Genomic DNA, 24,376 nt, shown 5'->3' with positions numbered 1-24,376 from the left:
GGAGCTCAGCCCCGGCGGCGCGTCAGCTCGAAGCAGGCCACCGAGGCGGCGACGGCGGCGTTGAGCGACTCGACGCCCTCGGCCAGCGGGATCGTCAGCGTCCCGTGCAGCTCGGCGCGCACGTCGTCGGTGAGGCCGTCGGTCTCGCCGCCGACGACGAGCGCGACGCGGTCCGGGAGCTCGGCGTCGAACAGGGAGGTCTCGGCGGGCCCGTCCAGCCCGTAGAGCAGGAACCCCGCCTCGGCGAGGGCGGCGAGGCCGTCGGCGGCGGTGCGGGCGCGCAGCACGGGCGCGTGGAAGGCGACGCCGGCCGATGCCTTGATCACCAGCGGGTCGATCGACGGCACGCCGCGCCGGGGGAGCAGGACGCCCTCGAGCCCGGCGCCGGTGGCCGAGCGCAGGATCATCCCGACGTTGGCCGGGTTGGTCAGGCTGTCGAGCACGAGGACGCGGGCGCTGCCCGTCAGGTCCTCGAGGAAGTGCTCCAGCGGGCGCATCCGCGGGGCCACGACGTCGGCGAGCACGCCCTGGTCCTGGCGCCCGTTGCCGGCGAGGACCTTCACCCGCTGCGCCGACGCCCGCTGCAGCACGAGCCCGCGGGCCCGGGCGGCCTCGGTGAAGGTGCGCACGGCGTCGCGGTCGGCGCCCTCGGCGAGCACCACCTTGTCGACCTGCAGCGCCGGGTCGCCGAGCGCCTCGAGCACCGGCTTGCGCCCGTAGACCGTCACGAAGGCGTCCTTCGGCGAGACCGGCCGACCGGACGCCGAGCTGGGTGAGGGCGACATCACGACCAGCCTGGCAGACGCCCCGACCCCCGGCCCCGGCTCGGTCCCTGTGCGACGATCGCGCCCATGCCGGACCGCCTGTCGGCGCTGGACGCCTCGTTCCTCTACATGGATCAACCGACGACTCCGATGCACGTCGGGAGCGTGTCCGTCTTCCGCAAGCCGCGGTCCGGGTTCGACTACGACGGCCTGGTCGAGCTCATCTCGAGCCGGATCGGGCTGGTGCCGCGCTACCGCCAGAAGATCCGCGAGGTGCCGGGGCGCATGGCGCGCCCGGTGTGGATCGACGACGTCGACTTCGACGTCACCTACCACGTGCGGCGCTCCGCGCTGCCGCCTCCGGGCACCGAGCGGGCGCTGTGCGACCTGGTCGCCCGCCTGATGTCGCGCCCGCTGGACCACACCCGGCCGCTGTGGGAGATGTACCTCGTCGACGGGCTGTCGGGCGGGCGGGTCGCGCTGGTCACCAAGACCCACCAGGCGATGGTCGACGGGGTCGCCTCGATCGACATCGGCCAGGTGGTGCTCGACGACACCGCGAACGGCCGCCCGACCCCCGACGACGACTGGGTCGCGCGCCGCGAGCCGACGTCGTGGCGGCTGATCTACGACGCCGTCAGCGAGAACGTCTCCCGTCCCGGCAACGCCGTCGAGGCCGCGCGGGACGCGGTGCGCGACGCGGCGGACACCGTCACCAAGGTCGCGGGCGTGGCCGGGGGCCTGTTCTCGGCGGTGCGGACGGCGGTGCGCCCGGCGCCGGTCAGCCCGCTCAACGTCCCGATCTCCACCCAGCGGCGCTTCTCGATGACCCGCACGGACCTCGAGGACTACCGCGCCGTCCGCCGCGCTCACGGCGGCACGATCAACGACGTCGTGCTCGCGGTGATCTCGGGGGCGCTGCGCAACTGGCTGCTCTCGCGGGGGGCGACGGTCTCGCCGACGACGACGATGCGCGCGATGGTGCCGCTGTCGGTGCGCGGGGACGCGGAGACCACGGGGTCCATCCAGGGCGCCGGGCTGCTCGGCAACCAGATCGCGTCGTTCCTGGTGGACCTGCCCGTCGGCGAGCCCAACGCCGTGCTGCGGATGCACCACGTCGCGCACGCGATGCGGGAGCACAAGGAGTCGGGCCAGTCGGTGGGGGCGAACGCGCTGGTGCGGGTGGGCGGGTTCGCGCCGCCGACGCTGCACGCGCTGGGCGCCCGGGCCGCGAACGGCTTCGCGCGGCGGCTGTTCAACCTCGTCGTCTCCAACGTCCCGGGCCCGCAGCACGCGCTGTACGCGGCGGGGGCGCGGATGCTCGAGATGTACCCGGTGGTCCCGCTGGCGAAGGGGCAGTCGCTGGCGGTGGGGCTGACGTCGTACGACGGCGGGGTCTTCTACGGCTTCAACGCCGACCGCGACTCGATGGCGGACGTGGACGAGCTGGGCGAACTGGTCACCGAGTCGCTGGCGGAGCTGCGGGCGACGGTGCCGCGATGACGGGCCCGCGGTGAGCCTCGGCCTCGTCCTGGGCACCGGCGGGCAGCTGGGCTACGCGTGGACGATCGCGGCGCTGACGACGTGGGAGCAGGAGACCGGGCGGGACGCGCGCGAGGCGGACGTGCTGGTCGGGACGTCGGCGGGCTCGGTGATCGCCGCGGCGCTGGCGAGCGGGGTCCCGGTGGCGGACATGCTGGCCCAGCTGCTCGACCCGCCCCCCGCGCCGTCGCGGCCCAAGGGGGCCCCGCGGTCGACGGCGCGGCGCGGGCTGCCGCCGGTGCCGCGGGTCGGTCCCGGGTCGCTGCGGCTGCTGGGCGAGATCGCGCGGCGGCCGGGCCGGTTCCCGCCGCTGGCGTTCGGGGCGGCGCTGCTGCCGACCGGCCGGGGCGACACCACCGGCCTGCACCGCTGGGCCACCAAGTGGGCGCGGGAGCAGTGGCCCGAGGCGCCGCAGGTGCGGATCGTGGCCATGGACTACGACACCGGTGCCCGGGTGCCGTTCGGCCGGACCGGGGCGCCGCCGGCGTCGATGGCCGAGGCGGCCACGGCGTCGTGCGCGGTGCCGGGCTGGTTCTCGCCGGTGCGCATCGCGGGGCGCCGCTACGTCGACGGCGGGGTGTGCTCGGCGACGTCCGCCGACCTCCTGCTCGACCGCGACCTGCCCCGCGTCGACGAGGCGCTCGTCCTCGTGCCCCTGGCCCGCTCGGGGGAGTCGCCGACGGTGTGGTCGAATCCCGTCGGGGCCACCGACGGCTGGCTGCGCGGGCTGATCGGCGGACGGACCGCCGGCGAGATCGCACGGCTGCGCGCGGCCGGGATCGCCGTGACCGAGCACGCGCCCGACGCCGAGGACCGGGCCGTGACCGGCTGGAACGTCATGGACCCCCGCAAGCAGGCCGAGGTCGCGCAGGTCGCGTTGCGGACGACCGCGGCGCGGTGGGTGCGCGAGAGGACGGGGGAACGGTGAGGATCTACGTCCCGGCCACGGTGGCCGGCCTGCGGCGGCTGCTCGCGGACGAGCAGCTGCAGCCGTTGTCGGGCACGGCGTTCGCCCTGACGCCCCGTCTGCGCGAGGCCTACGCGTCGGGGGACGACGAGGAGCTCGAGTACGTGGCGATGAGCGAGGCGGCGCGGGCGTCGCTGCGCCTGCTGGCCACCGAGCTGGCGGAGGACCCGTCGGCGTCCCCGCGCCGGGCCGTGGTGAGCGCGGACGTCGACGACGTGACGCTGCGCCCCGACCTCGACGACGCCGTGGTGCGCGTGGCGGGCCCGGTCCCGATGGCGCGCCTGGCGGCGGTGCACCTCGACCTCGAGGACGCCGCGGGCGCCGTGCGCGCCGCCGCGGCGGTCGTGGACGCGGCCGACCTGGGGGACCCGGACGCCGAGTTCACCCTCGGCGAGGCCGAGGACCACGAGCTCGCCTGGTACGGCGTCCAGGAGCTGCCGTTCGTGCTCGAGCTGCTCTGACCTCATCCCTGCGGGGGAGGCGGATCCGGTCCCTGAGGTCGATGCGGGGTGTCGGGGGGCGCGCCTACCGTCCCCGGGCATGAGCCGCGCCGCGACGACCACCCGCCCGACGGCCCCGGTGGCTGCGCCGGTCGCTCGGGGCCCGCGGCGGGCGATCGGTCGCCGTGCGGCCTACGGGCTCGGCCTGCTCCCGGCGTCGGCGGGGGTGATGATGGCGGTGGCCGTCAGCGGGCCGGCGGGCGGCGTGGACGCGGCGCGGCGGCACCTCGCGTGCGGCGGCCCGGTGCCGCCCCTCCGCGACCGGGTCCGCGGGGCGCGGGTGATGGTCCACGGGCTGCTCGGGGCGGTGTTCGGGCTGCTGTTCTGGTGGCTGGCCGGGATGGCGCTGCTGGCCACCGCGCGCGGCCCGTTCTACGGGTTCGTCGTCGCCGGGCCGTACGACGACGCCTGGGGCGGCCCGAGCCTCGTCGGGGCGTGGGCGGCGCACGCGTGGGCGTGGGTCGCGGTGCTGGGGGTGCTCGCGCTGGTGTGGTGGGGGCTCGCCGCGCTGCACGTGCGACTCACCGAGGCCGTGCTGGGGCACGGTCGCCGGCCGTGGGTGCTGCCCGTGGCCGGGGTGGTCGTGCTCGCGGCGGTGCTGCTGGTCGTCGGGTGGGTGCGGCAGATCTGACCGTGGGCAGGGCGCGGATGCGTCTGCGCGTCGCGAGAGACCAGTCCGGAGGTGCCGAGGAGCGCGGCGCCGGGTTCGCCGGTGCCGGTGGTACGCGTCGAGCCAGGCTCCGCCCGCACCCCTGCGGCACCCCTGCGGCACGCCTGCGGCCCTCTCCTGCGATGTCGCGAGTCGCCATGAGGCACGGTTCGAGCCGGGGGGGGGCTCGCGATGGTGCTCCTCGTCGGTTGGTCGCGGCAGATCTGACGTAGTGCCCCCGCGGTGTCGGGGGTGCGCAGTATCATCGAACACATGTTCGATCACGACTACGACGAGGTGCCGGCGGAGCTCGAGGAGCTCCCCGCCGGCGCCGCGCTCGCCGTCGTGCTCGAACGCATCGATCCCACGCGGGTGTCGCCGTACGACACGGTGCGGCTGCTGGCCGCCCAGCGCCGCCAGCTCGCCCACCAGCAGGCGCGCTTCCACCTCGCGGCGCGGGAGGCGTCGCTGGCCGACCCCGACGAGCCGGGTGGCCGGGCCGAGGTCGACGTGCCGGCGGCGGGTGACGAGCTGCGGGTGGTGCTCGCGGCGTCGCGTACGGCCGTGGGGCGCATCCTCGATCTGGCCGAGGCCGCGGAGCGCCACACCCGGCTCGGCGCGGCGTGGCGGGCGGGTCTGATCGACGAGCAGCGGGTGGGCATCCTGGTGCGCGGCACCGCGGCGCTGTCCGAGGAGCACGCCCGCGAGGTGATCGACGGGTTGGTCGACGAGGCGGGGACGCTCACCCCCTCGCGGCTGATCGACCAGGTGCAGGCGAGGGCCAAGGCCCTCGACCCGGAGTGGGCGCAGACCCTCTATCGCAAGCACCGACGCCAACGACGGGTCCGGGCGCGGTGCACCGAGGCCGGCACGGTGAACATCTCGGCGATGGACCTGCCGCTGCCCGGCGGGGTCAGCTTCACCCGCCGGGTCAACGCGCTGGCGGCGCGGGCCCAGGCCGCGGGCCGCGCCGGGCTGATCGAGACCATCCGGGCCGACGTCGTGCTCGCGGTGTTCCACCCCGCCAACGCGGGCGCCACCGACGACCAGATCATCGACGCGGTGCTCGCCGCGGCGCTGCCGGACGACCCCCAGCCGCGTCGCACGCCCGATCCCGCCGGCGCTCCGCCGGACGATCCCCCGGCCTCGGCCGGTGGGCGGCGCCCGACGCGGCAGTCCCGGTTCGAGCTGCGGGTGGGTCTCGCGACGCTGCTGCAGATCGACGACCGCCCGGCCCGGCTGCCCGGATGGGGCGTGATCCCGGCCGGCACCGCCCGCGAGCTCGCCGCCTCCCACGGCGACGCCGAGTGGCGGGTGGCGGTCACCGACCGGACCGGGGCCCTGGTCGCCGCGCTGATCACCCGGCACCGCCCGGACCAGACCTCCACCACGCCGCAGGAGCCGCCCATCGAGAGCGCGCCCCGCCCGGTGGTCGAGCTGCACGTCAGCGAGGCGGTGCTCGACGGCCTGCATCCGGGCGACCATCCCGGCTGGACGCGACTCATCGCGGACCTTCGCCACCAGCTCGCCTGCTGGCGCACCGCGCGCACCGAGGACCGGGCCGCGCGGGAGGCCGAGGAGCGGGCGACGCACGAGCAGGCGGCGCAGGAACGCAGCGCGGAGGAGCCTGGTGCCCTCGTCGGGCTCACGCCGTTCGGTCACTTCCGCGGAACGGACGCGGCGGGGTGGGAGCGCGCGGCCGCGCGAAGGCGCCGGCGCGCCCGGGAGGCCCTGGCCCGGTTCCCGTCCGCGGCGTTGCGGCGCTGGATCACGATGCGCGACCGCTCGTGCGTGTTCCCGCCGTGCGGTGCCTCGGCGCTCGAGTCCGAGATCGACCACACCCTCTCGGTGCTCGAGCACGGGCTCACCGTCGGCGCGAACCTCGGCCCGGCGTGCGGCCACGACCACGACCTCAAGGACCAGGGCTGGCGCCTCGAGCAGCCCCGGCCCGGCTGGTTCACCTGGACGAGCCCGACCGGGCACACGTACGACCGCCCGCCGCGCCCGGTCGTCGACGATCTTCCTGCACCCCGTCCGCCGGCCACGCCCTCGCGCGCGGAGCCGCATCAGTACGCCGACGACGGGCCGATGTGGGAGAACGACCCCTCTCCGCCGCACGTGGAGACACCCGCTCCCGACGCACCGCCCGGTCGGCCACCACCGGGACGCCGCTCCCTGCTCGACGACCCCGACCCGCCGCCCTTCTAGCGCCCGGGCGCCGTGCGAGGCCGCCCCGACGAGCCCGACGCGAGAGCCCCTGGCGGGGACGGCGCTCGTCGCGGGCGGGTCGCGGGGGATCGGGCGGGCGTTGACCCGCCCTCAGAGCTCCCGCGTCCACGTCCCCAGCCGCCGCGCCGCGGCGTAGAGCTCGTCGATCTCGCCGTCCGCCAGCACCGCGGGCAGCGCGGTGATCAGCCGCGGCAGGCCCACCGGGGTCGCGACGAGCACGCCCGGCGGCGCCGACGCGGTCGTCACCGACGCCGCCACCACGGCCAGCGCACCCACGGCGGGCGGCGCCGTCCCGGGTTCGTCCCGCCGGGCCGCCGCGAGCAGCCGCCCGGCGCGCTCCGCCTCCTCCCGCGCGCGGGGGAGGTGGTCGACGGGCTTGCGGTCGACGGTCATCCGGTCGCCGTCGACGCGCACCGTCCGCCCGTGGTGGTGCTCGGTGTTCACGGTGACCAACCCCGGCGGCCCGAGCAGCACGTGGTCGATGTCGCCGCAGCCCGGGCCCATCGGCACGGCGTGCAGCACCCGCCACGGCGGGCGGCGCTGCGCGAGCGGTCCCGCCTCGGTCAGCCCTCGCAACGCCTCGGCGAGCCGGACCTCGCCCTCGGCGCCCGCCGGCAGGGAGCGCCCGCCGAGATCGAGAGCAGGACCACGATCCGCCAGGTCGGCCACGTCGGTCACGTCGGTCACGTCGGTCCCGTCGGCCACGTCGGCCACGTCGGCGAGGTCCTCCGGCACGTCGGCCGGTGCCGGCAGCCACCGCGCGAGCTCGGGCATCCCGGGCCGGGGGGCGTACCAGCGCTTGGCGCGCCAGTCCCACTGCGCGCCGGCGGCCTTGGCCTCGTCCTTCTCCCCGAACGGCACGTCCAGCCACGGCTGCTGCTCCCGCACCATGGCTCAGCCTGGCACGGTCAGCGGTCCGGCTGCGCCGGCATGCCCTTGCGCCACGCCGTGAACGACTGCATCCGCCCGGCGCGCGGCCGGAACAGCCACGGCCAGGGGTGCACGACGGCCGGCTCGAGCTCGGCGGCGCGCCGGCGGAAGCCGGGCACCGGCGCGAAGGTCACCGCGAGGCGGCGCCCGGCGAGCTCGTCGGCCACCCGGCCGCGGCGGATCTCGACGGGCCGCCGCGTCGCGAGGTCGGCGAGGGTCTCGGCGAGGAACACCAGCCGCTTGCCCGAGAGCATGAGCCGCCGCAGCAGCGGCTCGTCGAAGCAGAACACCGCCGGGACGTCGGGGTGTGCGGCGAGGGCCGGGTCGGCGTCGCCGAGCGACTCGGCGGTCAGCCACACGGCGTCGACATCGCCGGACGTCGGCAGCGAGGGCCCCGCCGTCACCTCCGGGTCGGGGTCGCCGCGCAGCAGCTCCGACGCCGGCACGCGCAGGGTGCGCTCGTCGGACGGCCACGACTGCACGGGGCAGGCGTCGCGCAGCGCGCAGCCCCGGCACAGGGCGGGCGCCCGCTTCTCGACCTGCCAGCGCGAGAACGCGTACGCCTTCCCGTTGCCGGCCCCGGTCGTCCACTGCCAGTTGAGCCGGTTCGCCGCGCGGGACCCGTCGAGCAGGTGGGTGAAGAACACCTCCTCGCCGTCGCGCCACCGGGCGCCCGCGCGCACCGTCCACTGGCTGGCCAGCCACATCCGCGTCTGGTTGACCAGCCAGCCGTCGGTGTGCAGCTCCTCCAGGGTCGCGTCCATGCACGCCATGTCCCGCGGCCACGGCTCGTCCCAGGGCTCGGGCGGCGACGGCGGGGTCGCGCGCAGCTCCTCGCGCAGCGCCGGCTCGCCGTCGCGACCGAAGCGGGCGTAGAGGTGCCGGGTGTACTCCTGCCAGGTCAGCTCGTCGCGGTACTTGCGCCGGTCGTTCGCCGGGGCGTCGGCGACGTGGTCCCACAGCACGGTCAGGTCGACGAGCTGGTGGCGGATGTAGGGCGACATCCGCGAGGCCCCGCGCCGGGACTCGGGCAGGACCTGGTTGCGACGCCCCGCGTAGCCGGTGACGTCGAGCGCGGCCAGGGCCGCGTCGGCGGCGCCCTGCCCGCCGCGGAAGGAGCCGGACGCGGCGGGGGTGTCGCACGCGAGGTCCGCGAGGTGGTCACGGACGAACGCCACCGCGGCCTGGGGTCCCGGCTCGGGGACGGGGAGCTGCACCTCCCTGCGGTACCCCGTCCTGGGCGATCATGCGCACCATGACCGCGACCGTCGACCACCTCCTCGCCGCCGCCCGCACCGACGGCCGCCGACGGCTGCTCGGGATCGTCGGCGGCCCGGGCGCGGGCAAGTCCACGCTCGCGGCGTCGCTGGCCGGCCCCGAGGTGGCGGTGGTGGGGATGGACGGGTGGCACCTCGCGAACTCGGTGCTCGACCGGCTCGGCCGCCGCGAGCGCAAGGGCGCCCCCGACACGTTCGACGCCGCCGGCTACGTCGCCTTCCTCGACCGGGTCCGGTCCCGGGAGGCGACGGTCTGGGCGCCCGAGTTCCGCCGCGAGATCGAGGAGCCGATCGCCGGCGCGCTGGAGGTGCCGCCCGACGCGCTCGTCGTCGTCACCGAGGGCAACTACCTGCTCATCGACGAGCCGCCGTGGGACGGCATCCGGGCGCTGCTCGACGAGGTGTGGTTCGTCGCGCCGGAGGAGGACGTGCGCCGCGCCCGGCTCATCGCCCGCCACGAGCGCCACGGCCGCAGCCACGCCGAGGCCGTCGCCCGCGCCGACGGGAGCGACGCGGCGAACGCCCGGGCCATCGCCGCCACCGCCCATCGGGCGGACGTGGTCGTCACCGAGGGCCCGGATCACCCGTGAGCACCAGCACCGGCCACGTTCGGTGGTGCCACCCCGACCGGGCGCAGGACCATCCTGATGTGACCCACAACACAGGAGGGGCTGGGGTCATGGGCATCGAGCAGCAGGCACGCCAGGGCATCGAGGACTTCAACCGCGGCGACTGGGACGCCCTCCGGGCGATCACCGGAGCCGACTCGGTCTACGAGGAGCCCGCGACGGGACGCGTCCTCACCGGTGTCGACGACATCATGACGGCCCTGCAGGACTGGCGCACCGGCGTCCCCGACGTCACCGGCGAGATCCAGCGGATCGTCACCGACGGCGACACCGCCGTCCTCGAGATCGTCTGGCGCGGCACCCAGTCCGGCCCGCTCGCGGCCGGCGCCACCACCATCCCGCCCACCGGCCGCTCGTTCGTCATGTGGTCGACGATGTGGCAGACCTGGCGCGACGGCATGCTGATCGCCAACCGCCACCACCAGGACATCCTCGGCATGCTCGTCCAGCTCGGGGTGGTGCCGGCGCCCGCCTGACCCGCGTCACGTCTCCCACGACGGCGTGCGCAGCGCCTCCAGCACCCGGCGCAGCGCCTCCAGCCGCGCGGGGGACAGGCGCCCGCCCGCGACCTCCGCGTCCAGCGCGCACTCCGGGTCGGCCGGGGGCCCGAGGTGGCCGCACCCGCGCGGGCAGTCCTCGATCGCCGCGGCCAGGTCGCCGAACGCCGCGACCACGTCGTCCGGGGCGATGTGGGCGAGGCCGAACGACCGGATGCCCGGGGTGTCGATCACCCAGCCGTCGAGCTCCGGGAGCGCGAGGGCGACCGCCGAGGTGGACGTGTGCCGGCCCTTCCCCACCCCGGAGACCTCGCCGACGGCCCGGTCGGCGTCCGGGACCAGCGCGTTCACCAGCGTCGACTTGCCGACCCCGGAGTGCCCGATCAGCGCCGACACCCGGCCGGCGACCACCTCGCGCAGCGCCTCGGGGTCACGGTCGGCCCGGGTGACGACCACGGTGAGGTCGAGCGCCGCGTAGTTCGCCGCGAACTCCGCGGGGTCGGCGAGGTCGGCCTTCGTCAGGCACAGCACCGGCTCCAGGCCCCCGGCGTAGGCCGCGACGAGGGCGCGGTCGACGAACCCGGTGCGCGGGACGGGGTCGGCCAGCGCCGTGACGATCACCAGGTGCGACGCGTTGGCGACGACCACCCGCTCGTAGGGGTCGGTGTCGTCGGCCGTGCGCCGCAGCACGCTGCTGCGCTCGGCCACCCGCACGATCCGCGCGAGGGCGTCCTCGCCCCCCGAGACGTCGCCGACGAGCCCCACCCGGTCGCCCACCACCACCGGCGTGCGGCCCAGCTCCCGGGCGCGCATCGCGACCACGCGGCGCTGCGGGTCCTCGTCGGGCGCGCAGGTCCACCGGCCGCGGTCGACGCCGACGACCATCGCCTCCGTCGCGTCCGCGTGCTCGGGACGTCGCTTGCTGCGCGGCCGCGTCCCGCGCCCCGGCCGGACCCGGACGTCGGACTCGTCGAGCCGCGAGGTCGACCCGCGCCCGCCGCCCCGGGATCCGCTCGGCGGCACCGCCTCAGACCCCCACCCCGGCGCCGACGAGCTCGGGCCAGTCGGTGGCGAAGTCCGGGAGGGTCTTCGTGGTGGCGGCGACGTCGTCGATCGTCACACCGGGAACGACGAGCCCGACGATCGCGCCGGCCGTCGCCATCCGGTGGTCGGCGTAGGCCTGCCACGGCCGCGTCGGCGCGGTCAGCGGCGCCGGGGCGATCTCCAGCCCGTCCTCGGTCTCGGCGACCCGCGCGCCCACGGTGCCGAGCTCGGCGACCAGGGCGGCGAGGCGGTCGGTCTCGTGCCCGCGGATGTGCCCGACCCCGCGCAGCCGCGACGACGCCCCGTCGCGCGCGGCGAGCGCGGCCAGGGCGGCGACGGTGGGCGTGAGCTCGCTGACCTCGTGCAGGTCGACGTCGACCCCGCTCAGCCGGTCGGGCCCGCGCACCGTGAGCCCGTCGGCGGACAGCGTGACCCGCGCACCGAACGCCTCCAGCACGCGCCGCACCGCGGCGCCGGGCTGCAGATCGGTGTCGGGCCAGCCCGCGATCGTCACCTCGCCCGCCGTGGCGGCCGCGGCGGCCAGGTAGACCGCGGCGCCCGAGAGATCCGGCTCGACGTCGAGCACCCCGGGCGCCGTGACCGGACCCGGGGCGACGTGCCAGCGCGCGGCCTCCTCGGCGACCGTCACGCCCGCGGCGCGCAGCATCGCCACCGTCATCGCGACGTGCGGCAGCGACGGGACGCCGCGCTCGCCGGCGTGGGTGACGGTGACCCCGCGCGCGTAGCGGGCGCCCGAGAGCAGCAGGCCCGAGACGAACTGGCTCGAGGCCGACGCGTCGACGGTGACCTCGCCCCCGGGCGGGTGCGGGCCCCCGGAGACGGTCAGCGGCAGCGCCTCGCCGGTGACGGTCACGCCGAGCCCGCGCAGGCCCGCGACGATCCCGCCCATGGGCCGCTCGCGGGCCCGCGGGTCGCCGTCGAGCACCACGGGCCCCTCGGCGAGCGCGGCCAGCGGCGGGACGAAGCGCATCACGGTGCCGGCGAGGCCGCAGTCGACGTGCGCGCCGTGGAACGCCGCCGGGGCGGTGATGGCCAGGTCGAGGGTGCCCGCGCGGCCGTCGGTGGTGGTCACCGTGGCGCCCAGCGCGGCCAGCGCGCCGGCCATCAGCGTCGTGTCGCGCGAGCGGGCGGCGCCGCGGACCGTGCGGGTGACGCCGTCGGTGCCCAGGGCCGCGAGCACCAGGGCCCGGTTGGTGACCGACTTCGACCCCGGCACCGACACCGTGCCCCGCACCGGGGCGTCGGCGGTCGGGGCGGCCCAGGGCTGGTCGGTCACGCTCATGGGCCCATCCTCTCGCGCCCCGACCCGTGTCGGTGTCCGGTGCCAGGATGGGGGCATGTGCGGCCGTTACAGCCAGGCCAAGGACCCGGCCACCCTCGCCGAGGAGTTCGACGCCGTCGACGCCACCGACGGCGCGTGGCCCGGTCCCGATCGCAACGTCGCGCCGACCACCACGGTCATCGGGGTGGTCGACCGGCACCCGCGCGACGCGAGCGGGACGGCCGACCCGCAGCGCCTCGAGCGCAGCCTGCGTCCCATGCGCTGGGGACTGGTGCCCGGGTGGGCCGACGACCCGAAGATCGGCAATCGCATGATCAACGCGCGGTCCGACTCGCTGACCAGCAAGCCCGCGTTCCGCCGCGCGGTCAAGGGGCGTCGCTGCCTGCTCCCGGCCGACGGCTGGTTCGAGTGGCAGCGCGACGGGCCCGGCGGCCGCAAGGTCCCGTACTTCATCACGCTGCCGGGCGGGAAGTCGCTCGCCTTCGCCGGCCTGTGGGAGACCTGGCGCCCCAAGGACGCGCCGAAGGGCACGGCGCCGCTGATCAGCACGACGGTCGTCACCATCGACGCCGCCGGCCCGCTCACCGAGATCCACCACCGGATGCCGCTGGTGCTGCCCGCCGAGCGCTGGAAGGCCTGGCTCGACCCCGACAACGACGACCCGACCGGCCTGCTCGAGCCGCCCCCGCCCGAGCTGCTGGCGTCGTTCGAGCTGCGCCAGGTGAGCACCCTGGTCAACAACGTGAAGAACCACGGCCCGGAACTGCTCGAGGAGAGCCACGACGAGCCCGAGCAGCAGGGACTCGAGCTCGACCTGGATGCGAACGCTGACGTGCCGGCCACCCAGTGATCACCGTCGACACGCCGCACGGCCCCGCGCAGGTCCACCTCGACGAGCCCGGGGGCGCCCCGCGCGGACTGCTCGTCCTCGGGCACGGGGCCGGCGGCGGGGTCGAGGCGCCCGACCTGCTCGGCGCGCGCTCGGCGGCCCGCGACGCCGGGCTCGCCGTCGCGCGCGTGCTCCAGCCCTACCGCGCGGCCGGGCGGAAGGCGCCGGCCCCGGCCCCGCAGCTCGACGCGGCGTGGGCGGCCGTCGTCGAGCACTTGACCACAGCCGTGCCGGGCGTCCCGCAGGTGCACGGCGGGCGGTCGTCGGGCGCCCGCGTGGCCTGCCGCGGCGCCGGCGCGCTGGGTCCGGTCGCCGTGCTCGCGCTCGCCTTCCCGCTGCTCGCGCCCGTGCGCCGGGACGGCACCCGCGCCGACCGCGGCCCGGAGATCGACGCGGTCACCGTCCCGGTGCTCGCCGTGTCGGGCGAGCGCGACCGTTTCGGCATCCCGGAGCCGACTCCCACCCGCGAGGTCGTCGTCCTCGCGGGCGACCACTCGCTGAAGGCCCGCGGGCCGGTCGCCGCCGCCGTCGGTCCCTGGCTGGAGACGGTGCTCGCGCGCGAGACCGTCTAGCCCGGCGCGAACGCCCGGCGCGCGACGGCGTGCAGGGCCGTGCGGCGGCGCTCGTGGTCGGCGACCGGGTCGCCGGGGGCGGCCGCGACCACGGTGGCGGCCGGCGACCAGGACATCGACAGCGAGATCACCATCGAGTAGACGTCGCGCGGGTCGAGGTCGGGGTCGACGAGCCCGGCGGCCTGCGCGGACCGGACGGCGTCGAGCTTCGCGGCCACGTCGCGCGCGACGGTGGTGAGCAGGTCGCCGGTCGGCACCCGCTCCAGGCGCGCCCACGTCGCGAGCAGGATCACCGACGGCTCGTCCAGGTAGGCGTCGTAGAGCCGGACCGCGTAGCCCGCGAGATCGGTCGCGTCGAAGGGGACGAGGTCGACGATCAGCGCGAGGTGCTCGGCGAACACCGCGTCGAACAGCCCGTCCTTGGACGAGAACCACGCGTAGATCTGCGCCTTGTTGGCCTCCGCGGCCTCGGCGATCCGGTCGACGCGCGCGCCGGCGATGCCGTACCGGGAGAACTCCGCGGTCGCGGCGTCGAGCAGCCGGCGGCGGGTCGCCGCTCCGTCCCTGGGCACGCGACAAGAGTAACCAACTGGTCGGTTACGTGCTACGGTCGGAAGTAACCAACTGGTTTGTCCGTCAGGAGAGCACCATGCGTCAGGTCACCGGATGGGCCGCCCACGCCCCGGGCGACGCCCCGCGGTCCTGGTCCTTCGCCCGCCGCGACCCGCGCCCCGGCGACGTCGTCGTCCGCGTCACCCACTGCGGCGTCTGCGCCACCGACCGCCACGCCCTCGCCGCCGGCGACCCCGCCGCGTTCCCGCTGGTCGCGGGCCACGAGATGACCGGCGTCGTGGCGGCGACCGGCGAGGAGGTCGCCGACCTCGCCCCCGGCGACCGCGTGGCCGTCGGCAACATCATCGACTCCTGCCGGACCTGCGCACCGTGCCGCGCGGGGCGGGAGAACGACTGCGAGGCCTTCCCGACGCTGACCTACGGCGGCGAGGACCGCGTGTCCGGCGGGATCACCCAGGGCGGGTTCTCCACCGAGATCGTCGTCGACCGCCACTTCGTGTACGCCCTGCCCGCCGGCCTCGACCCGGCGGGCGCCGCGCCGCTGCTCTGCGCGGGCATCACGACCTGGGCGCCGCTGCGGCGCTTCGGCGCGGGTCCCGGCACGACGGTGGGCGTCGTCGGGGTCGGCGGCCTCGGACACCTGGCGATCAAGTTCGCCCACGCGCTGGGCGCCGAGACCGTCGCCCTGACCACCAGCGCGGCCAAGGCCGACGCGGCCAAGGCGCTGGGTGCCGACGACGTCGTCCTCACCCGCGACCCGGACGCCCTCGCCCGCCAGGCCCGGCGCTTCGACCTCCTCCTCGACACCACCGGCCACCCGCTCGACCTCGCGCCCTACCTGCACGCGCTCGCGGTCGACGGCACCTACGTGCTGGCCGGCATCCCGCCGCAGGCCCTGCAGATCGACCCGATGAGCCTGGTCGTCGGCGAGAAGCGCATCGCGGGCACCGGCAGCGGCGGCGTGCCCGCCACCCGCGAGATGCTCGACGTCGCCGCCGAGCACGGCATCGTCGCCGACGTCGAGGTCGTCGGCCCCGACCGCCTCGGCGAGGCCCTCGACCGGCTCGGTCAGGGAGACGTCCGCTTCCGGTTCGTGGTGGAGATGCCTAGGTGACCGCCCGCAGGTAGCGCTCGCCGGTCGCGCGCAGCTGCGCCACCAGCTCCGGCGGGCCCTCGACGCGGAAGTCGAGGTCGAGCATGCCCACGTAGGCCGCGAGGGTGGCGACGCTGTCGGCGCCGGTGACGAGCACACAGCTGTGCGCGTCGCGAGGCTCGACCACGCCCACCGCGGGGTTGATCCGCGCCAGCACCTCCGACGCCGGGGCCGCCACGACGATCCGCGCGTGCACCGACCACCCCGCGGCGGCCACCTCGCGCAGCACCAGGTCGGTGAGGTCCTCGGGCGGGTCGACGGGGGAGAAGCGCGGCCCGCCCGGCGTCCGCAGCGCCAGCCCGTCGGCGCGCAGCACGGTCCACGCACCGGGCGCCGGGTCCCGCACCACCACGTACCAGCGCCGCTCCCAGCTCACCAGCCGGTAGGGCTCGAGCAGGCGGGTGGGCCCGTCGGCGCTGGCGACCCGCAGCGCGGTGCGGTCGCGGATCGCCTCGGCCACGGTCCGCAGGAGCGCCGGGTCGACCTCGGGGTCGGGCGCGTCCGAGGCGGTGTTCTCCGGCCCGCGGGCGGTGGCCGCGGTGAGCGCGGCGACGGTGCGGCGCAGGCGGTGGGGGAGGACCCGGTCGAGCTTCGCGAGCGCCCGCTCGCCGGCCTCGCGGGTCCCGGCGAGGCCGGTGCCGGCGCGCAGCCCGAGGGCGACCGCCACCGCCTCGTCGTCGTCCAGCAGCAGCGGCGGCAGCGACGCCCCGACCCCCAGGCGGTAGCGGCCCGCGCGCCCGGTCGCGGCGTCGACGGGATAGCCGAGCTCGCGCAGGCGGGCGACGTCGTGGCGGATCGTGCGGACGCTCACGCCGAGGCGCCCGGCGAGCTCCGGACCCGGCCAGTCGGGTCGCGACTGCAGCAGCGAGAGGAGGGCCAGCATCCGGGCCGAGGTGTCGCGCACCGGACGGATTCTGCCGGAGAACAAGGAAGGGAACGTGCCTGGTTGGCTCCTACCGTTCTCCCCATGAGCAGCGCAGACATCACCCCGTTCGTCGTCGACGTCCCTCAGGCCGACCTCGACGACCTCGCCGACCGGCTCGCCCGCACCCGCCTGCCGCGCCCCGCCCCCGGCGACGACTGGGACTACGGCACCCCGAACCACTACCTCGCCGCGATGGTCGAGCGGTGGCGCACGACGTTCGACTGGCGCGCCCAGGAGAAGCGGATGAACGCGGTGCCGAACTTCCTGACCGAGATCGACGGCCAGACCGTCCACTTCGTGCACGTGCCCTCGGCCGAGGCGGACGCGACGCCGCTGCTCCTGCTGCACACCTACCCGGGGTCCTTCGCCGAGTTCCTCGACGTCATCGGGCCGCTCACCGACCCCGTCGCCCACGGCGGGCGCGCGCAGGACGCCTTCTCGGTGGTCGTCCCGTCGATGCCGGGGTTCGGGTTCTCGACGCCGGTGGCCGACCGCGGCTGGACGATGGCCCGGGTCGCCCGCACCTACGACACCTTGATGCGCCGGATCGGCTACGAGACCTACGGCGCGCACGGCAGCGACGGCGGCGCTCGTCGCCCGCGAGCTGGGCCTGCTCGACCCGCCCGGGTTCCTCGGGCTGCACGTCCTGCAGCTGTTCAGCTTCCCGTCGGGCGACCCGTCGGAGTTCGAGCGCCTCGAGCCCGCCGACTACGCCGGCCTCGAGCACATGCAGTGGTTCCAGAAGGTCGGCGGCTACAACCAGATGAACGGCTCGCGCCCCCAGACCGTGGCGGTGGGCCTCGCCGACTCACCGGTCGCGCAGCTCGCCTACGACGAGCTGTTCAACTCCTTCGGCAACGGCACCAGCCTGGTCACCGAGGAGCAGATCCTCACCCAGGTCTCGCTGTACTGGCTCACGAACACCGCCGCGGGCGCCGTGCGCTACCACTTCGAGGAGGCGCACTCCGGGGCCGAGCCGCGGGTGAGCGCCGCGCGCACCGGCGTGCAGGTGTTCGCCGACGACTTCCAGACGATCAAGGTGTTCGCCGAGCGGGACAACACGGGCATCGTGCACTGGAGCCGCCACGAGCGCGGCGGGCACTTCGCGGTGCTCGAGGTGCCGGACGCGGTCGTCACCGACCTGCGGGTGTTCTTCAGCGGGCACTGATCTCGGCGAGCTCGCCGCCCGTCGCGGCGAGGAGGTCGTCGGGGGCCAGCTCCATCTGCAGCCCCCGGCGGCCGGCCGAGCACCAGACGCTCGCGTGCTCGGCCACCGAGAGGTCGATCACGACGTCCAGCGCCTGGCGGGTGCCGAGCGGGGCGATGCCGCCGACGACGTAGCCGGTGAGTCGCTGGGCGGCCGTCTGGTCGGCCATCACCGCCCGCTTGCCGCCCCGCGCGGCCGCGAGCGCCTTCAGGTCGAGCGTCCCCGACACCGGCACCATCGCGAGCACCGGCGTCCCGTCGACCTCGGCGACCAGCGTCTTGAGCACGCGCTGCGGGTCGAGGCCCAGGGCCTCGGCGGCCTCGGTGCCGTAGGCGGAGCGGCCCGGGGCGGTGTACGGGTGGGTCGTGTACGCGATCCCGGCCTCGTCGAGCGCCGCCAGGGCCGGGGTCGACGCCGCCGGCCGTGGACCGGTCCGGCTCCGCCGCGCTCCGTGTTCCTGCGCCACGGCGGGCGAGCCTAGACCGGGAATCCCGCCCATCGGCACGGCGTTGAGCCGGACATGCCAGCACTGTTGACGATGGCGGAGGCCGGGACGGCCGTCCCGACCGCCGCGACGCCGTTCGACGGCGTGACGTCGTCCGCGGGTCCGGATGCCCTGCGCCCGACGCGGGTAGTCTCCTCGGGATTCATCGACGTCCCGACCGCGCCCGTGGCGCGGCGCGAAGGGAGCCCCGTGGCCGACGCGGCGAGGGCTGTGACTCCTGAGACCCCCGACGAGACCGACGACCGTGCGCCCGGGGCGCCCGACGCCGAGGCCGTCGACGTGACGACCGAGACGCCCGAGGAGCGCGCCGCGCGCTTCGAGCGCGACGCCATGCCGATGGTCGACCAGCTCTACGGGGCGGCCCTGCGGATGACGCGGAACCCGGCCGACGCCGAGGACCTGGTGCAGGAGACGGTGCTGAAGGCGTACTCGTCGTTCGCCTCGTTCCGGCCCGGCACCAACCTCAAGGCGTGGCTGTACCGGATTCTCACCAACTCCTACATCAACACCTACCGCAAGCGGCAGCGCCAGCCCCAGCAGTCGCCCACGGAGGAGATCACCGACTGGCAGCTCGCCCAGGCCGGTGAGCACTCGAGCGCCGGGCTGCCCTCCGCGGAGGCCGAGGCCCTGGAGAACCTCCCGGACAACGACATCCGCGACGCGCTGTCGAACCTCCCGGACGACTTCCGGATGGCGGTCTACCTCGCCGACGTCGAGGGGTTCGCCTACAAGGAGATCGCCGAGATCATGGGCACGCCGATCGGCACCGTGATGTCGCGGCTGCACCGCGGGCGCCGCCAGCTGCGCGAGGCGCTCACCGACACCGCCCGCGACCGCGGGTTCATCCGCGACGGTCAGGCGGCCCGGAACGACGGCCAGACGGTGACCACCGGAGAGGGGGCCCGGCGATGAGCTGCGGGAATCACCACGAGACCGACTGCTCCGAGGTCCTCGCCGAGGTCTGGCTCCTGCTCGACCACGAGTGCGACGAGGCCCGCGACGCCCAGCTGCGTCGCCACCTCGACGAGTGCGGGCCCTGCCTGGCGCGCTACGGGCTCGAGGAGAAGGTCAAGACGCTGCTGAGCCGCAGCTGCCGCGGCGAGCACGCGCCCGCCGGCCTGCACCAGCGGCTGCGCGAGCAGATCCGTGCGACGGTGCTCGAGCAGGCCGAGGTCACCGTCGAGCGCGGCCCGGGCGGCACGGTGGTCGAGGTCAACCAGACCCGCGTGGAGTCCTGGAAGGCCTGAGCGCACGACGAAGGGCCCGTCCGCCGCGGCGGACGGGCCCTTCGTGTGTCAGGGGCAGACCGGCTAGGCGTGGGGACGCTTGCCGTGGTTGCTGCTCTTCTTCTTGCGGTCCCGCTTCTGGCGCGCGCGCTTCGACATGCGTCCATCGTCCCACGGGCGACCTGCCCGGACGGCACGGTGGTTGGATGATCGCCGTGGGGAACCGCGGCCGCCCGGTGTCGACGCTGTCGAACCTCCTGGCCGCCCACACCGCGCTGTCCGGGGCCGCGGCGGCCCACCTCCAGCGCGTGGTCGCCGAGTGGCAGCTCCTCGCGGACCTGTCGTTCGCCGACTTCCTGCTGTGGGTCCGGGGCGAGGAGGGCGACCTCCTGTGCGTCGCACAATGTCGCCCGACGACGACGGCGACCGCTCACCCCGAGGACATGGTCGGCGTGCGGGCCCCGGCCAGCCAGCACCCGCAGCTCGACCGGGCCTTCGCCGACACGACCCTGCGCCGCGAGGACCAGCCGCGCTGGCACCGGGGCCGCTCGGTGCGGCGCGAGGTGGTGCCGGTCCGGTCGCCCGACGCGTCCGAGGTCGTCGCCGTCCTGGGCCGCGACACGAACCTCGCCGCGCCCCGGGTACCGAGCACGCTCGAGATCTCCTACACCGCGGTCGCCGCGGACCTGTGCCAGATGGTCGCCGACGGCACCTTCCCGACCGCCGAGGGGCGCGACGAGGGCCGTTCGTCGCCGCGGGTGGGCGACGGGCTGGTGCGGATCAGCACCTCGGGCCGCGTGCTCTACGCGAGCCCGAACGCCGCGTCCGCCTTCCACCGTCTCGGCTGGAGCGAGGAGCTCGTGGGCGTCGACCTCGCCGCGGTGGTCCGCGAGGTCGCCGACGACGCCTTCGAGGGCGCCGACGCCGCCGAGCACGTGCGCGGCGCGCTGGCCGGCACCCCCTCCCAGCGCGCCGAGCTCGAGGGTCACGGCGCGACCGCGGTGCTCCGCGCCCTGCCGCTGCATCCACGGGGCGTGCCGAGCGGTGCCCTGGTGCTGGTCCGCGACGTCACCGACGTGCGCCGGCGCGACCGTGCCCTGCTCAGCAAGGACGCGACGATCCGCGAGATCCACCACCGCGTGAAGAACAACCTGCAGACCGTCGCGGCGCTCCTGCGCCTGCAGGCCCGCCGCACGCCGCACGCGGAGGCCCAGGAGGCGCTCACCGAGTCGGTGCGCCGCGTCGCCTCGATCGCGCTGGTGCACGAGGCGCTGGCCGCGTCGGTGGACGAGAAGGTCGACATCGACGAGGTGCTCGACCGCGTGCTGCCGATGATGAACGACCTCACCCGACTGGCCGCCCGGGTCGCCATGCGCCGCGAGGGCGAGGTCGGCGTGCTGCCGGCGGTGATGGCGACGCCGCTGGTCATGGTGCTCACCGAGCTGGTCGCCAACGCCCTCGAGCACGGCTTCGCCGAGGGGGCCTCGGGCACCGTGGTGATCGCCGCGTCGCGCACGGCCGCGCAGCTCGAGGTGGAGGTCCGCGACGACGGCCGCGGGCTGCCCGAGACGTTCTCGCTGGAGCGCGCCCCGGGCCTCGGGCTGCAGATCGTGCGCACGCTCGTCGACTCCGAGCTCGCCGGCGCCCTGCGCATCCTGCCGGGTGAGGACGCGGGCACCCGCGCGGTCCTGCGGGTGCCGTTGCAGCACCGTGGACGCTGACGAGACCCCCGACGCACGAAGGCCCCGGCGCCGTCTTCGGGGGACGGCTCCGGGGCCTGCGTGGGTGTGGTCCTGCGGGTCCGGGACGGACGCGTGGGGAGCGAGCGTCCGGCCCGGTCCCGGCGCGGGGAGCGTGCTCGAGGGTGCGCCGGGGTCGTGGTCGTCCGACCCGGGGAGGACGCCGGGGAGCTGGCGTCCTCGATCCGGATCAGAATCCGGTGTGCACCTCGGGGCGCACGCCGTGACGCTTGAGCGCGCGGCGCTCGTCCTCGCTCGCTCCGCCCCAGACGCCGGCGTCCTGACCGGACTCCAGCGCCCACTTCAGGCACTCGGTCATCGCCGGGCAGCGCCGGCAGACGCTTTTCGCACGCGCGATCTGGGAGAGCGCGGGGCCACTCGTGCCGACGGGGAAGAACAGTTCCGGGTCCTCGTCGCGGCAAGCAGCGTCGTTCCGCCAGTCCATCGTTCTGAGCTCCTCGGTGGGTGCGCCTCGGGGAGCGCACCGGTCGTGGTCGTCGTTCCCGACCTTTGTCACGACTCCGGTGTGGCGCCGTGACCTGCCAACGGAGATCAGGGACACTCACTGTCGCCCGATCTCCCGCCCGTCGCTCGCGTGTCGAACGACGGACCCGACCGGTCCGGATGCGCCGACCCCCGTGGGGGCCGTGCGTCCGTCCCGGCATTTGCGGGGGATGCGACTCAATCTGCAGGACGTTCCCTGGGAGATCGAGTGCCAAGCGGTTCGGCGGGCGAACTCGGTCGGTGAGTGGAATTGCGCGGACGGTCATGACCGCCCGGCTGCGACGAGCGACGATTACAGCACGACGAACCGTCCACCCGTCCGTGACCCCACGACGAGCGGCAGCAGGTGGACTCGATTCAGATGGCCACTGACCGCCCGTCGGCCTTCACACGGGTTTGACACGGGCCCGGAATCGGCGTCAGACGACCACGCGGAGCGCCTCCGGGACGGCCACGAACTCGACATCGCTGCGCTGTCCGAGGTGGTCGCCGTCGACCTGGAGGTTGACCGGCTCGTCGCTGGTGATCCGCAGGGCGGGGACGTCGTCGCGCGACACGACGGACTTCAGGCCCGAGGCGCCGTCCTGGCGCAGCACCTGGTGCACGAGGCGCAGGACGGTCGGCAGGCCCACCGACCTCAGCGCGAACAGGCCGAGGCCGCCGTCGAACGAGCAGCCCGGGTTCGTGCGCACCGGGCGAGGCCCCAGGTAGGTCCACGGGTCGGTGTTGGACACGATGGCCAGCCGCACGCCGCTCACCGGCTCCTCGCCCGCGATCTCGACGGTGAGGTCGGGCGGGTCGAAGCGGGTGCGCGTCCAGCGGCGGATCGAGGTCGCCACGTAGCGCGTCGGCGTCGCGTCGAGGCCGCGCCCGCGCGCGCGTTCCATCGACGCGATGACGTCGGCATCCCAGCCGAGCCCGGCGTTGAAGCTGAACCACCGCTCGTCGGCGCGGCCCAGGCCCACCGTGCGGGAGCGGCCCTCCGCGAGGGCGCCCAGCAGCGTGTGGGTGGCCTCCAGCGGCTCGCGGGGCAGCCCCAGGGCGCGCGCGAAGACGTTCGCCGACCCGCCGGGCACCACGCCCAGGGCCGGGACGCCCTCGCCCGGGCCGTCGGCGAGCAGGCCGTTGAGCGCCTCGTTCACCGTGCCGTCGCCGCCGAGGACGATGACGAGGTCGACGGCCTCCGCGCGGGCCCGGGCGGCGAGCTCGGCGGCGTGGCCCCGGTAGCGGGTGGCGACGACGTCGAGCTTGATCTCGCTCGCGAGCGCGTGCGCGATGACGTCCTGACCGGCCGCCGTCGTCGTGGTGGCCGAGGGATTGGCCACGAGCAGCGCACGCACGGCGCTCACCGTAGACGCCGTGCCCTCTCCGTTCGGGGGGTGTGGTCCCGGGATGTCGCCCATCTCTCGGCGCTCCCTAGGCTGATGGCGTGACGTCCCCGCCCCGACCCGTCCTCCTGGCGGCCCTGGGCGTGCTCGCCGAGGGTGTCGTCGGCGTCGTCGTGGCGGTGCTCCTGGCCACCGCGGGCGTCGGGTTCGCCGTGTGGGGATTCGTCGTGCTCCTGGCCCTCGGGCTCGGTGTCGTGTCCGTGCTGCTGCTGCGCGGCGAGCGGGGCGCCCGCGGCCCGGCGCTGGTCGCCCAGCTCCTGACGCTCGGCTGCGGGTTCTACGCCGCCGTGCCCTCCCAGCGCCCCGAGTGGGGCTTCCCGGTGATGATCGCCGCGGCGGCGGTGCTCTACGGCCTGCTGTGCGCGCCCGCGCGCGCATGGGCGGAGCGGTAGTTCCCCAGTAGGTTCGGCACACGTGGCCATGAACGTGATGCACCGCCGACTGTGCCGTTCCGACCGCTGGGCCGAGCGGATGCACGGCCAGGTGATGCCGTGGGCGCTCGAGGACCTCGACCTCGGCGGCGACGTCCTGGAGATCGGTCCGGGCTACGGCGTGACGACGCGGTGGCTGGTCGGGCGGACGGGCCCGCTGACCGCGGTGGAGGTCGACCCCCGCCTCGCGACCGCGCTGGACCGCGAGATGGCCGGCCGGGTCGAGGTCCACACCGCGGACGGCGCCCGGCTGCCCTTCCGCGACGCGAGCTTCGACGTCGTCGTCTGCTTCACCGTGCTCCACCACGTCCCCTCGCCGGCCCACCAGGACAAGGTGTTCGCCGAGGCGGCCCGCGTGCTGCGCCCGGGCGGGGTGTTCGCCGGGTCGGACAGCGTGCTGAGCCTGCGCTTCCGGCTCCTGCACGTCGGCGACACGATGGTGGTCGTCGACCCCGCGACGATGCCCGACCGGCTGCGCGACGCGGGCTTCCTCGACGCCTCCGCCGAGGCCGGCGAGCGGTCGTTCCGGTTCCGCGCCGGACGCTAGGTCCCGAGCGCCTCGGTGAGCAAAGCGACGTAGGCGGGGTGCGCCAGGTCGAGCGCGGACAGCTCCGCGGCGGTGAACCAGCCCAGCCGCTCGTGCTCGTGGTCGGCGACGTTGCAGACCTCGCCGGTCCAGTCCCGGACCAGCCACACGGAGAGCTCGTCCGCCCCGTCGGTCAGCACCCGCCAGGCCGCCCCGAGCCCGGCGTCGACACCCAGTTCCTCCCGCAGCTCGCGGCGGGCCGCGGCGGGCGGTGACTCGCCGGGCTCGACGTGCCCGCCCGGCAGGTCCCACACGCCGGGGTGGGAGGCGCGGTCGGCGCGGCGCAGGCCCAGGAGCACCCGCCCGTCGCGGACGAGGACGCCGGCGGCCATCCGGGTCCGCGGCAC

General features: G+C 75.8%; 29 protein-coding genes and 1 pseudogene. 17 read left to right on the top strand and 13 right to left on the bottom strand.

Translation table 11 applies throughout. From position 1 onward, the window contains the following. Positions 1-5: 5 nt before the first annotated feature. Positions 6-785 carry a TrmH family RNA methyltransferase gene (locus ACFPK1_RS17995; protein ID WP_378022309.1) on the bottom strand — a complete coding sequence of 260 codons (780 nt, stop codon included), beginning with the start codon at positions 783-785 and terminating at the stop codon, positions 6-8. A 66-nt stretch (positions 786-851) separates the two neighbouring features. Here ACFPK1_RS17995 and ACFPK1_RS17990 point away from each other — a divergent pair, with 66 nt between their 5' ends. The 5 genes from ACFPK1_RS17990 to ACFPK1_RS17970 all read left to right on the top strand — a co-directional run bounded on the left by ACFPK1_RS17990 (position 852) and on the right by ACFPK1_RS17970 (position 6,630). Further along, positions 852-2,267 (top strand): WS/DGAT/MGAT family O-acyltransferase, encoded by a 1,416-nt coding sequence (locus ACFPK1_RS17990; protein WP_378022308.1) that lies wholly within the window; start codon positions 852-854, stop codon positions 2,265-2,267. 10 nt (positions 2,268-2,277) lie between these two features. Further along, positions 2,278-3,234 (top strand): patatin-like phospholipase family protein, encoded by a 957-nt coding sequence (locus ACFPK1_RS17985; protein ID WP_378022307.1) that lies wholly within the window; start codon positions 2,278-2,280, stop codon positions 3,232-3,234. Beyond that, entirely contained in the window at positions 3,231-3,734 is a 504-nt protein-coding gene (locus tag ACFPK1_RS17980; protein WP_378022306.1) for a DUF6912 family protein, read from the top strand. Before ACFPK1_RS17985 ends, ACFPK1_RS17980 begins: the two co-directional genes overlap by 4 nt. 79 nt (positions 3,735-3,813) lie before the next feature. Continuing rightward, positions 3,814-4,404: a hypothetical protein gene (locus tag ACFPK1_RS17975; protein WP_378022305.1), complete on the top strand. Its 591-nt coding sequence runs from the start codon at positions 3,814-3,816 to the stop codon at positions 4,402-4,404. A 291-nt stretch (positions 4,405-4,695) separates the two neighbouring features. Continuing rightward, positions 4,696-6,630 carry a hypothetical protein gene (locus ACFPK1_RS17970; protein WP_378022304.1) on the top strand — a complete coding sequence of 645 codons (1,935 nt, stop codon included), beginning with the start codon at positions 4,696-4,698 and terminating at the stop codon, positions 6,628-6,630. A 111-nt stretch (positions 6,631-6,741) separates the two neighbouring features. On the opposite strand, the gene ACFPK1_RS17965 is transcribed toward ACFPK1_RS17970, so the two are convergent. Both ACFPK1_RS17965 and ACFPK1_RS17960 read right to left on the bottom strand, forming a co-directional pair. Beyond that, entirely contained in the window at positions 6,742-7,539 is a 798-nt protein-coding gene (locus tag ACFPK1_RS17965) for a DUF5710 domain-containing protein (RefSeq protein WP_378022303.1), read from the bottom strand. Between the two features lie 20 nt (positions 7,540-7,559). Further along, positions 7,560-8,798, bottom strand: coding sequence for an FAD-binding domain-containing protein (locus tag ACFPK1_RS17960; protein WP_378022302.1), 1,239 nt, complete (start codon positions 8,796-8,798; stop codon positions 7,560-7,562). Positions 8,799-8,836: 38 nt separating this feature from the next. Here ACFPK1_RS17960 and ACFPK1_RS17955 point away from each other — a divergent pair, with 38 nt between their 5' ends. Together ACFPK1_RS17955 and ACFPK1_RS17950 are read left to right on the top strand one after the other, a co-directional pair. Next, positions 8,837-9,448, top strand: a complete 612-nt coding sequence (locus ACFPK1_RS17955) for a nucleoside/nucleotide kinase family protein (protein ID WP_378022301.1) — start codon at positions 8,837-8,839, stop codon at positions 9,446-9,448. Between the two features lie 89 nt (positions 9,449-9,537). Beyond that, positions 9,538-9,963 (top strand): ester cyclase, encoded by a 426-nt coding sequence (locus ACFPK1_RS17950; protein WP_378022300.1) that lies wholly within the window; start codon positions 9,538-9,540, stop codon positions 9,961-9,963. Between the two features lie 6 nt (positions 9,964-9,969). Here the strand turns inward: ACFPK1_RS17950 and rsgA are convergent, their stop codons facing one another. After that, entirely contained in the window at positions 9,970-11,007 is a 1,038-nt protein-coding gene (gene rsgA, locus ACFPK1_RS17945; RefSeq protein WP_378022299.1) for a ribosome small subunit-dependent GTPase A, read from the bottom strand. Positions 11,008-11,011: 4 nt separating this feature from the next. After that, positions 11,012-12,331 carry a 3-phosphoshikimate 1-carboxyvinyltransferase gene (gene aroA, locus ACFPK1_RS17940; RefSeq protein ID WP_378022298.1) on the bottom strand — a complete coding sequence of 440 codons (1,320 nt, stop codon included), beginning with the start codon at positions 12,329-12,331 and terminating at the stop codon, positions 11,012-11,014. A gap of 55 nt (positions 12,332-12,386) precedes the next feature. Here aroA and ACFPK1_RS17935 point away from each other — a divergent pair, with 55 nt between their 5' ends. Beyond that, positions 12,387-13,181 carry an SOS response-associated peptidase gene (locus tag ACFPK1_RS17935; protein ID WP_378022297.1) on the top strand — a complete coding sequence of 265 codons (795 nt, stop codon included), beginning with the start codon at positions 12,387-12,389 and terminating at the stop codon, positions 13,179-13,181. Beyond that, positions 13,178-13,792, top strand: coding sequence for an alpha/beta hydrolase family protein (locus ACFPK1_RS17930; RefSeq protein WP_378022296.1), 615 nt, complete (start codon positions 13,178-13,180; stop codon positions 13,790-13,792). The genes ACFPK1_RS17935 and ACFPK1_RS17930 overlap by 4 nt, the downstream gene beginning before the upstream one ends. Here ACFPK1_RS17930 and ACFPK1_RS17925 read toward each other — a convergent pair. Next, complete coding sequence (locus ACFPK1_RS17925) at positions 13,789-14,364, bottom strand: TetR/AcrR family transcriptional regulator (RefSeq protein WP_378022295.1); 576 nt, start codon at positions 14,362-14,364, stop codon at positions 13,789-13,791. The two genes, ACFPK1_RS17930 and ACFPK1_RS17925, sit on opposite strands and share 4 nt — an antisense overlap. A gap of 77 nt (positions 14,365-14,441) precedes the next feature. Here ACFPK1_RS17925 and ACFPK1_RS17920 point away from each other — a divergent pair, with 77 nt between their 5' ends. After that, positions 14,442-15,479 carry an NAD(P)-dependent alcohol dehydrogenase gene (locus ACFPK1_RS17920; protein ID WP_378022294.1) on the top strand — a complete coding sequence of 346 codons (1,038 nt, stop codon included), beginning with the start codon at positions 14,442-14,444 and terminating at the stop codon, positions 15,477-15,479. Here the strand turns inward: ACFPK1_RS17920 and ACFPK1_RS17915 are convergent. After that, the gene (locus tag ACFPK1_RS17915) at positions 15,472-16,422 is read right to left on the bottom strand and encodes a helix-turn-helix transcriptional regulator (RefSeq protein ID WP_378022293.1); all 951 of its coding nucleotides are present in this window, start codon (positions 16,420-16,422) and stop codon (positions 15,472-15,474) included. The genes ACFPK1_RS17920 and ACFPK1_RS17915 overlap by 8 nt on opposite strands. Positions 16,423-16,485: 63 nt before the next feature. Here ACFPK1_RS17915 and ACFPK1_RS17910 point away from each other — a divergent pair. Then, positions 16,486-16,758, top strand: a pseudogene (locus tag ACFPK1_RS17910) (epoxide hydrolase N-terminal domain-containing protein); the annotation flags it as partial. 35 nt (positions 16,759-16,793) lie between these two features. Here ACFPK1_RS17910 and ACFPK1_RS17905 read toward each other — a convergent pair. Continuing rightward, on the bottom strand, positions 16,794-16,967 hold the full coding sequence (locus ACFPK1_RS17905; protein ID WP_378022292.1) for a hypothetical protein: 174 nt from the start codon (positions 16,965-16,967) through the stop codon (positions 16,794-16,796). Between the two features lie 203 nt (positions 16,968-17,170). On the opposite strand from ACFPK1_RS17905, the gene ACFPK1_RS17900 reads away from it, so the two are divergent. After that, a complete protein-coding gene (locus ACFPK1_RS17900; RefSeq protein ID WP_378022291.1) occupies positions 17,171-17,611 on the top strand; it encodes a hypothetical protein in 441 nt (146 codons plus the stop codon). Here the strand turns inward: ACFPK1_RS17900 and ybaK are convergent. Further along, positions 17,598-18,116 carry a Cys-tRNA(Pro) deacylase gene (ybaK, locus tag ACFPK1_RS17895; RefSeq protein WP_378022290.1) on the bottom strand — a complete coding sequence of 173 codons (519 nt, stop codon included), beginning with the start codon at positions 18,114-18,116 and terminating at the stop codon, positions 17,598-17,600. The two genes, ACFPK1_RS17900 and ybaK, sit on opposite strands and share 14 nt — an antisense overlap. Positions 18,117-18,434: 318 nt before the next feature. Here ybaK and ACFPK1_RS17890 point away from each other — a divergent pair, with 318 nt between their 5' ends. Together ACFPK1_RS17890 and rsrA are read left to right on the top strand one after the other, a co-directional pair. After that, the gene (locus ACFPK1_RS17890; protein WP_378022414.1) at positions 18,435-19,067 is read left to right on the top strand and encodes a sigma-70 family RNA polymerase sigma factor; all 633 of its coding nucleotides are present in this window, start codon (positions 18,435-18,437) and stop codon (positions 19,065-19,067) included. Beyond that, positions 19,064-19,402, top strand: a complete 339-nt coding sequence (rsrA, locus tag ACFPK1_RS17885; protein ID WP_378022289.1) for a mycothiol system anti-sigma-R factor — start codon at positions 19,064-19,066, stop codon at positions 19,400-19,402. Before ACFPK1_RS17890 ends, rsrA begins: the two co-directional genes overlap by 4 nt. Positions 19,403-19,465: 63 nt before the next feature. On the opposite strand, the gene ACFPK1_RS17880 is transcribed toward rsrA, so the two are convergent. After that, a complete protein-coding gene (locus tag ACFPK1_RS17880; protein WP_378022413.1) occupies positions 19,466-19,540 on the bottom strand; it encodes a 50S ribosomal protein bL37 in 75 nt (24 codons plus the stop codon). A 77-nt stretch (positions 19,541-19,617) separates the two neighbouring features. Between ACFPK1_RS17880 and ACFPK1_RS17875 the strand changes: the two genes are divergently transcribed. Beyond that, positions 19,618-21,102, top strand: a complete 1,485-nt coding sequence (locus tag ACFPK1_RS17875; protein ID WP_378022412.1) for a sensor histidine kinase — start codon at positions 19,618-19,620, stop codon at positions 21,100-21,102. Between the two features lie 208 nt (positions 21,103-21,310). Here the strand turns inward: ACFPK1_RS17875 and ACFPK1_RS17870 are convergent, their stop codons facing one another. Next, positions 21,311-21,565 carry a WhiB family transcriptional regulator gene (locus ACFPK1_RS17870; protein ID WP_133824458.1) on the bottom strand — a complete coding sequence of 85 codons (255 nt, stop codon included), beginning with the start codon at positions 21,563-21,565 and terminating at the stop codon, positions 21,311-21,313. Positions 21,566-22,043: 478 nt separating this feature from the next. Beyond that, on the bottom strand, positions 22,044-22,964 hold the full coding sequence (locus ACFPK1_RS17865) for a diacylglycerol/lipid kinase family protein (RefSeq protein WP_378022288.1): 921 nt from the start codon (positions 22,962-22,964) through the stop codon (positions 22,044-22,046). Positions 22,965-23,053: 89 nt separating this feature from the next. Between ACFPK1_RS17865 and ACFPK1_RS17860 the strand changes: the two genes are divergently transcribed. Then, a complete protein-coding gene (locus ACFPK1_RS17860) occupies positions 23,054-23,404 on the top strand; it encodes a hypothetical protein (RefSeq protein ID WP_378022287.1) in 351 nt (116 codons plus the stop codon). A 28-nt stretch (positions 23,405-23,432) separates the two neighbouring features. Beyond that, on the top strand, positions 23,433-23,990 hold the full coding sequence (locus ACFPK1_RS17855) for a class I SAM-dependent methyltransferase (RefSeq protein WP_378022411.1): 558 nt from the start codon (positions 23,433-23,435) through the stop codon (positions 23,988-23,990). On the opposite strand, the gene ACFPK1_RS17850 is transcribed toward ACFPK1_RS17855, so the two are convergent. Continuing rightward, positions 23,987-24,361, bottom strand: coding sequence for an NUDIX domain-containing protein (locus tag ACFPK1_RS17850; RefSeq protein ID WP_378022286.1), 375 nt, complete (start codon positions 24,359-24,361; stop codon positions 23,987-23,989). The two genes, ACFPK1_RS17855 and ACFPK1_RS17850, sit on opposite strands and share 4 nt — an antisense overlap. Between the last annotated feature and the right edge of the window lie 15 nt (positions 24,362-24,376).

Origin of the sequence: Actinomycetospora rhizophila (assembly GCF_042657905.1) — a bacterium.
GTDB classification, from domain to species: domain Bacteria; phylum Actinomycetota; class Actinomycetes; order Mycobacteriales; family Pseudonocardiaceae; genus Actinomycetospora; species Actinomycetospora rhizophila.
The sequence above is the reverse complement of the archived record's forward strand: the minus strand, read 5'-3'. Positions and strand labels throughout refer to the sequence as shown.

Coding starts and splice junctions, on each gene's coding strand:
- ACFPK1_RS17920 (WP_378022294.1), top strand. CDS start 14,442: ATGCGTCAGGTCACCGGATGGGCCGCCCACGCCCCGGGCGACGCCCCG.
- ACFPK1_RS17870 (WP_133824458.1), bottom strand. CDS start 21,565: ATGGACTGGCGGAACGACGCTGCTTGCCGCGACGAGGACCCGGAACTG.
- ACFPK1_RS17995 (WP_378022309.1), bottom strand. CDS start 785: ATGTCGCCCTCACCCAGCTCGGCGTCCGGTCGGCCGGTCTCGCCGAAG.
- ACFPK1_RS17975 (WP_378022305.1), top strand. CDS start 3,814: ATGAGCCGCGCCGCGACGACCACCCGCCCGACGGCCCCGGTGGCTGCG.
- ACFPK1_RS17955 (WP_378022301.1), top strand. CDS start 8,837: ATGACCGCGACCGTCGACCACCTCCTCGCCGCCGCCCGCACCGACGGC.
- ACFPK1_RS17990 (WP_378022308.1), top strand. CDS start 852: ATGCCGGACCGCCTGTCGGCGCTGGACGCCTCGTTCCTCTACATGGAT.
- ACFPK1_RS17950 (WP_378022300.1), top strand. CDS start 9,538: ATGGGCATCGAGCAGCAGGCACGCCAGGGCATCGAGGACTTCAACCGC.
- rsrA (WP_378022289.1), top strand. CDS start 19,064: ATGAGCTGCGGGAATCACCACGAGACCGACTGCTCCGAGGTCCTCGCC.
- ACFPK1_RS17970 (WP_378022304.1), top strand. CDS start 4,696: ATGTTCGATCACGACTACGACGAGGTGCCGGCGGAGCTCGAGGAGCTC.
- ACFPK1_RS17900 (WP_378022291.1), top strand. CDS start 17,171: ATGCAGTGGTTCCAGAAGGTCGGCGGCTACAACCAGATGAACGGCTCG.
- ACFPK1_RS17935 (WP_378022297.1), top strand. CDS start 12,387: ATGTGCGGCCGTTACAGCCAGGCCAAGGACCCGGCCACCCTCGCCGAG.
- aroA (WP_378022298.1), bottom strand. CDS start 12,331: ATGAGCGTGACCGACCAGCCCTGGGCCGCCCCGACCGCCGACGCCCCG.
- ACFPK1_RS17855 (WP_378022411.1), top strand. CDS start 23,433: ATGAACGTGATGCACCGCCGACTGTGCCGTTCCGACCGCTGGGCCGAG.
- ACFPK1_RS17850 (WP_378022286.1), bottom strand. CDS start 24,361: ATGGCCGCCGGCGTCCTCGTCCGCGACGGGCGGGTGCTCCTGGGCCTG.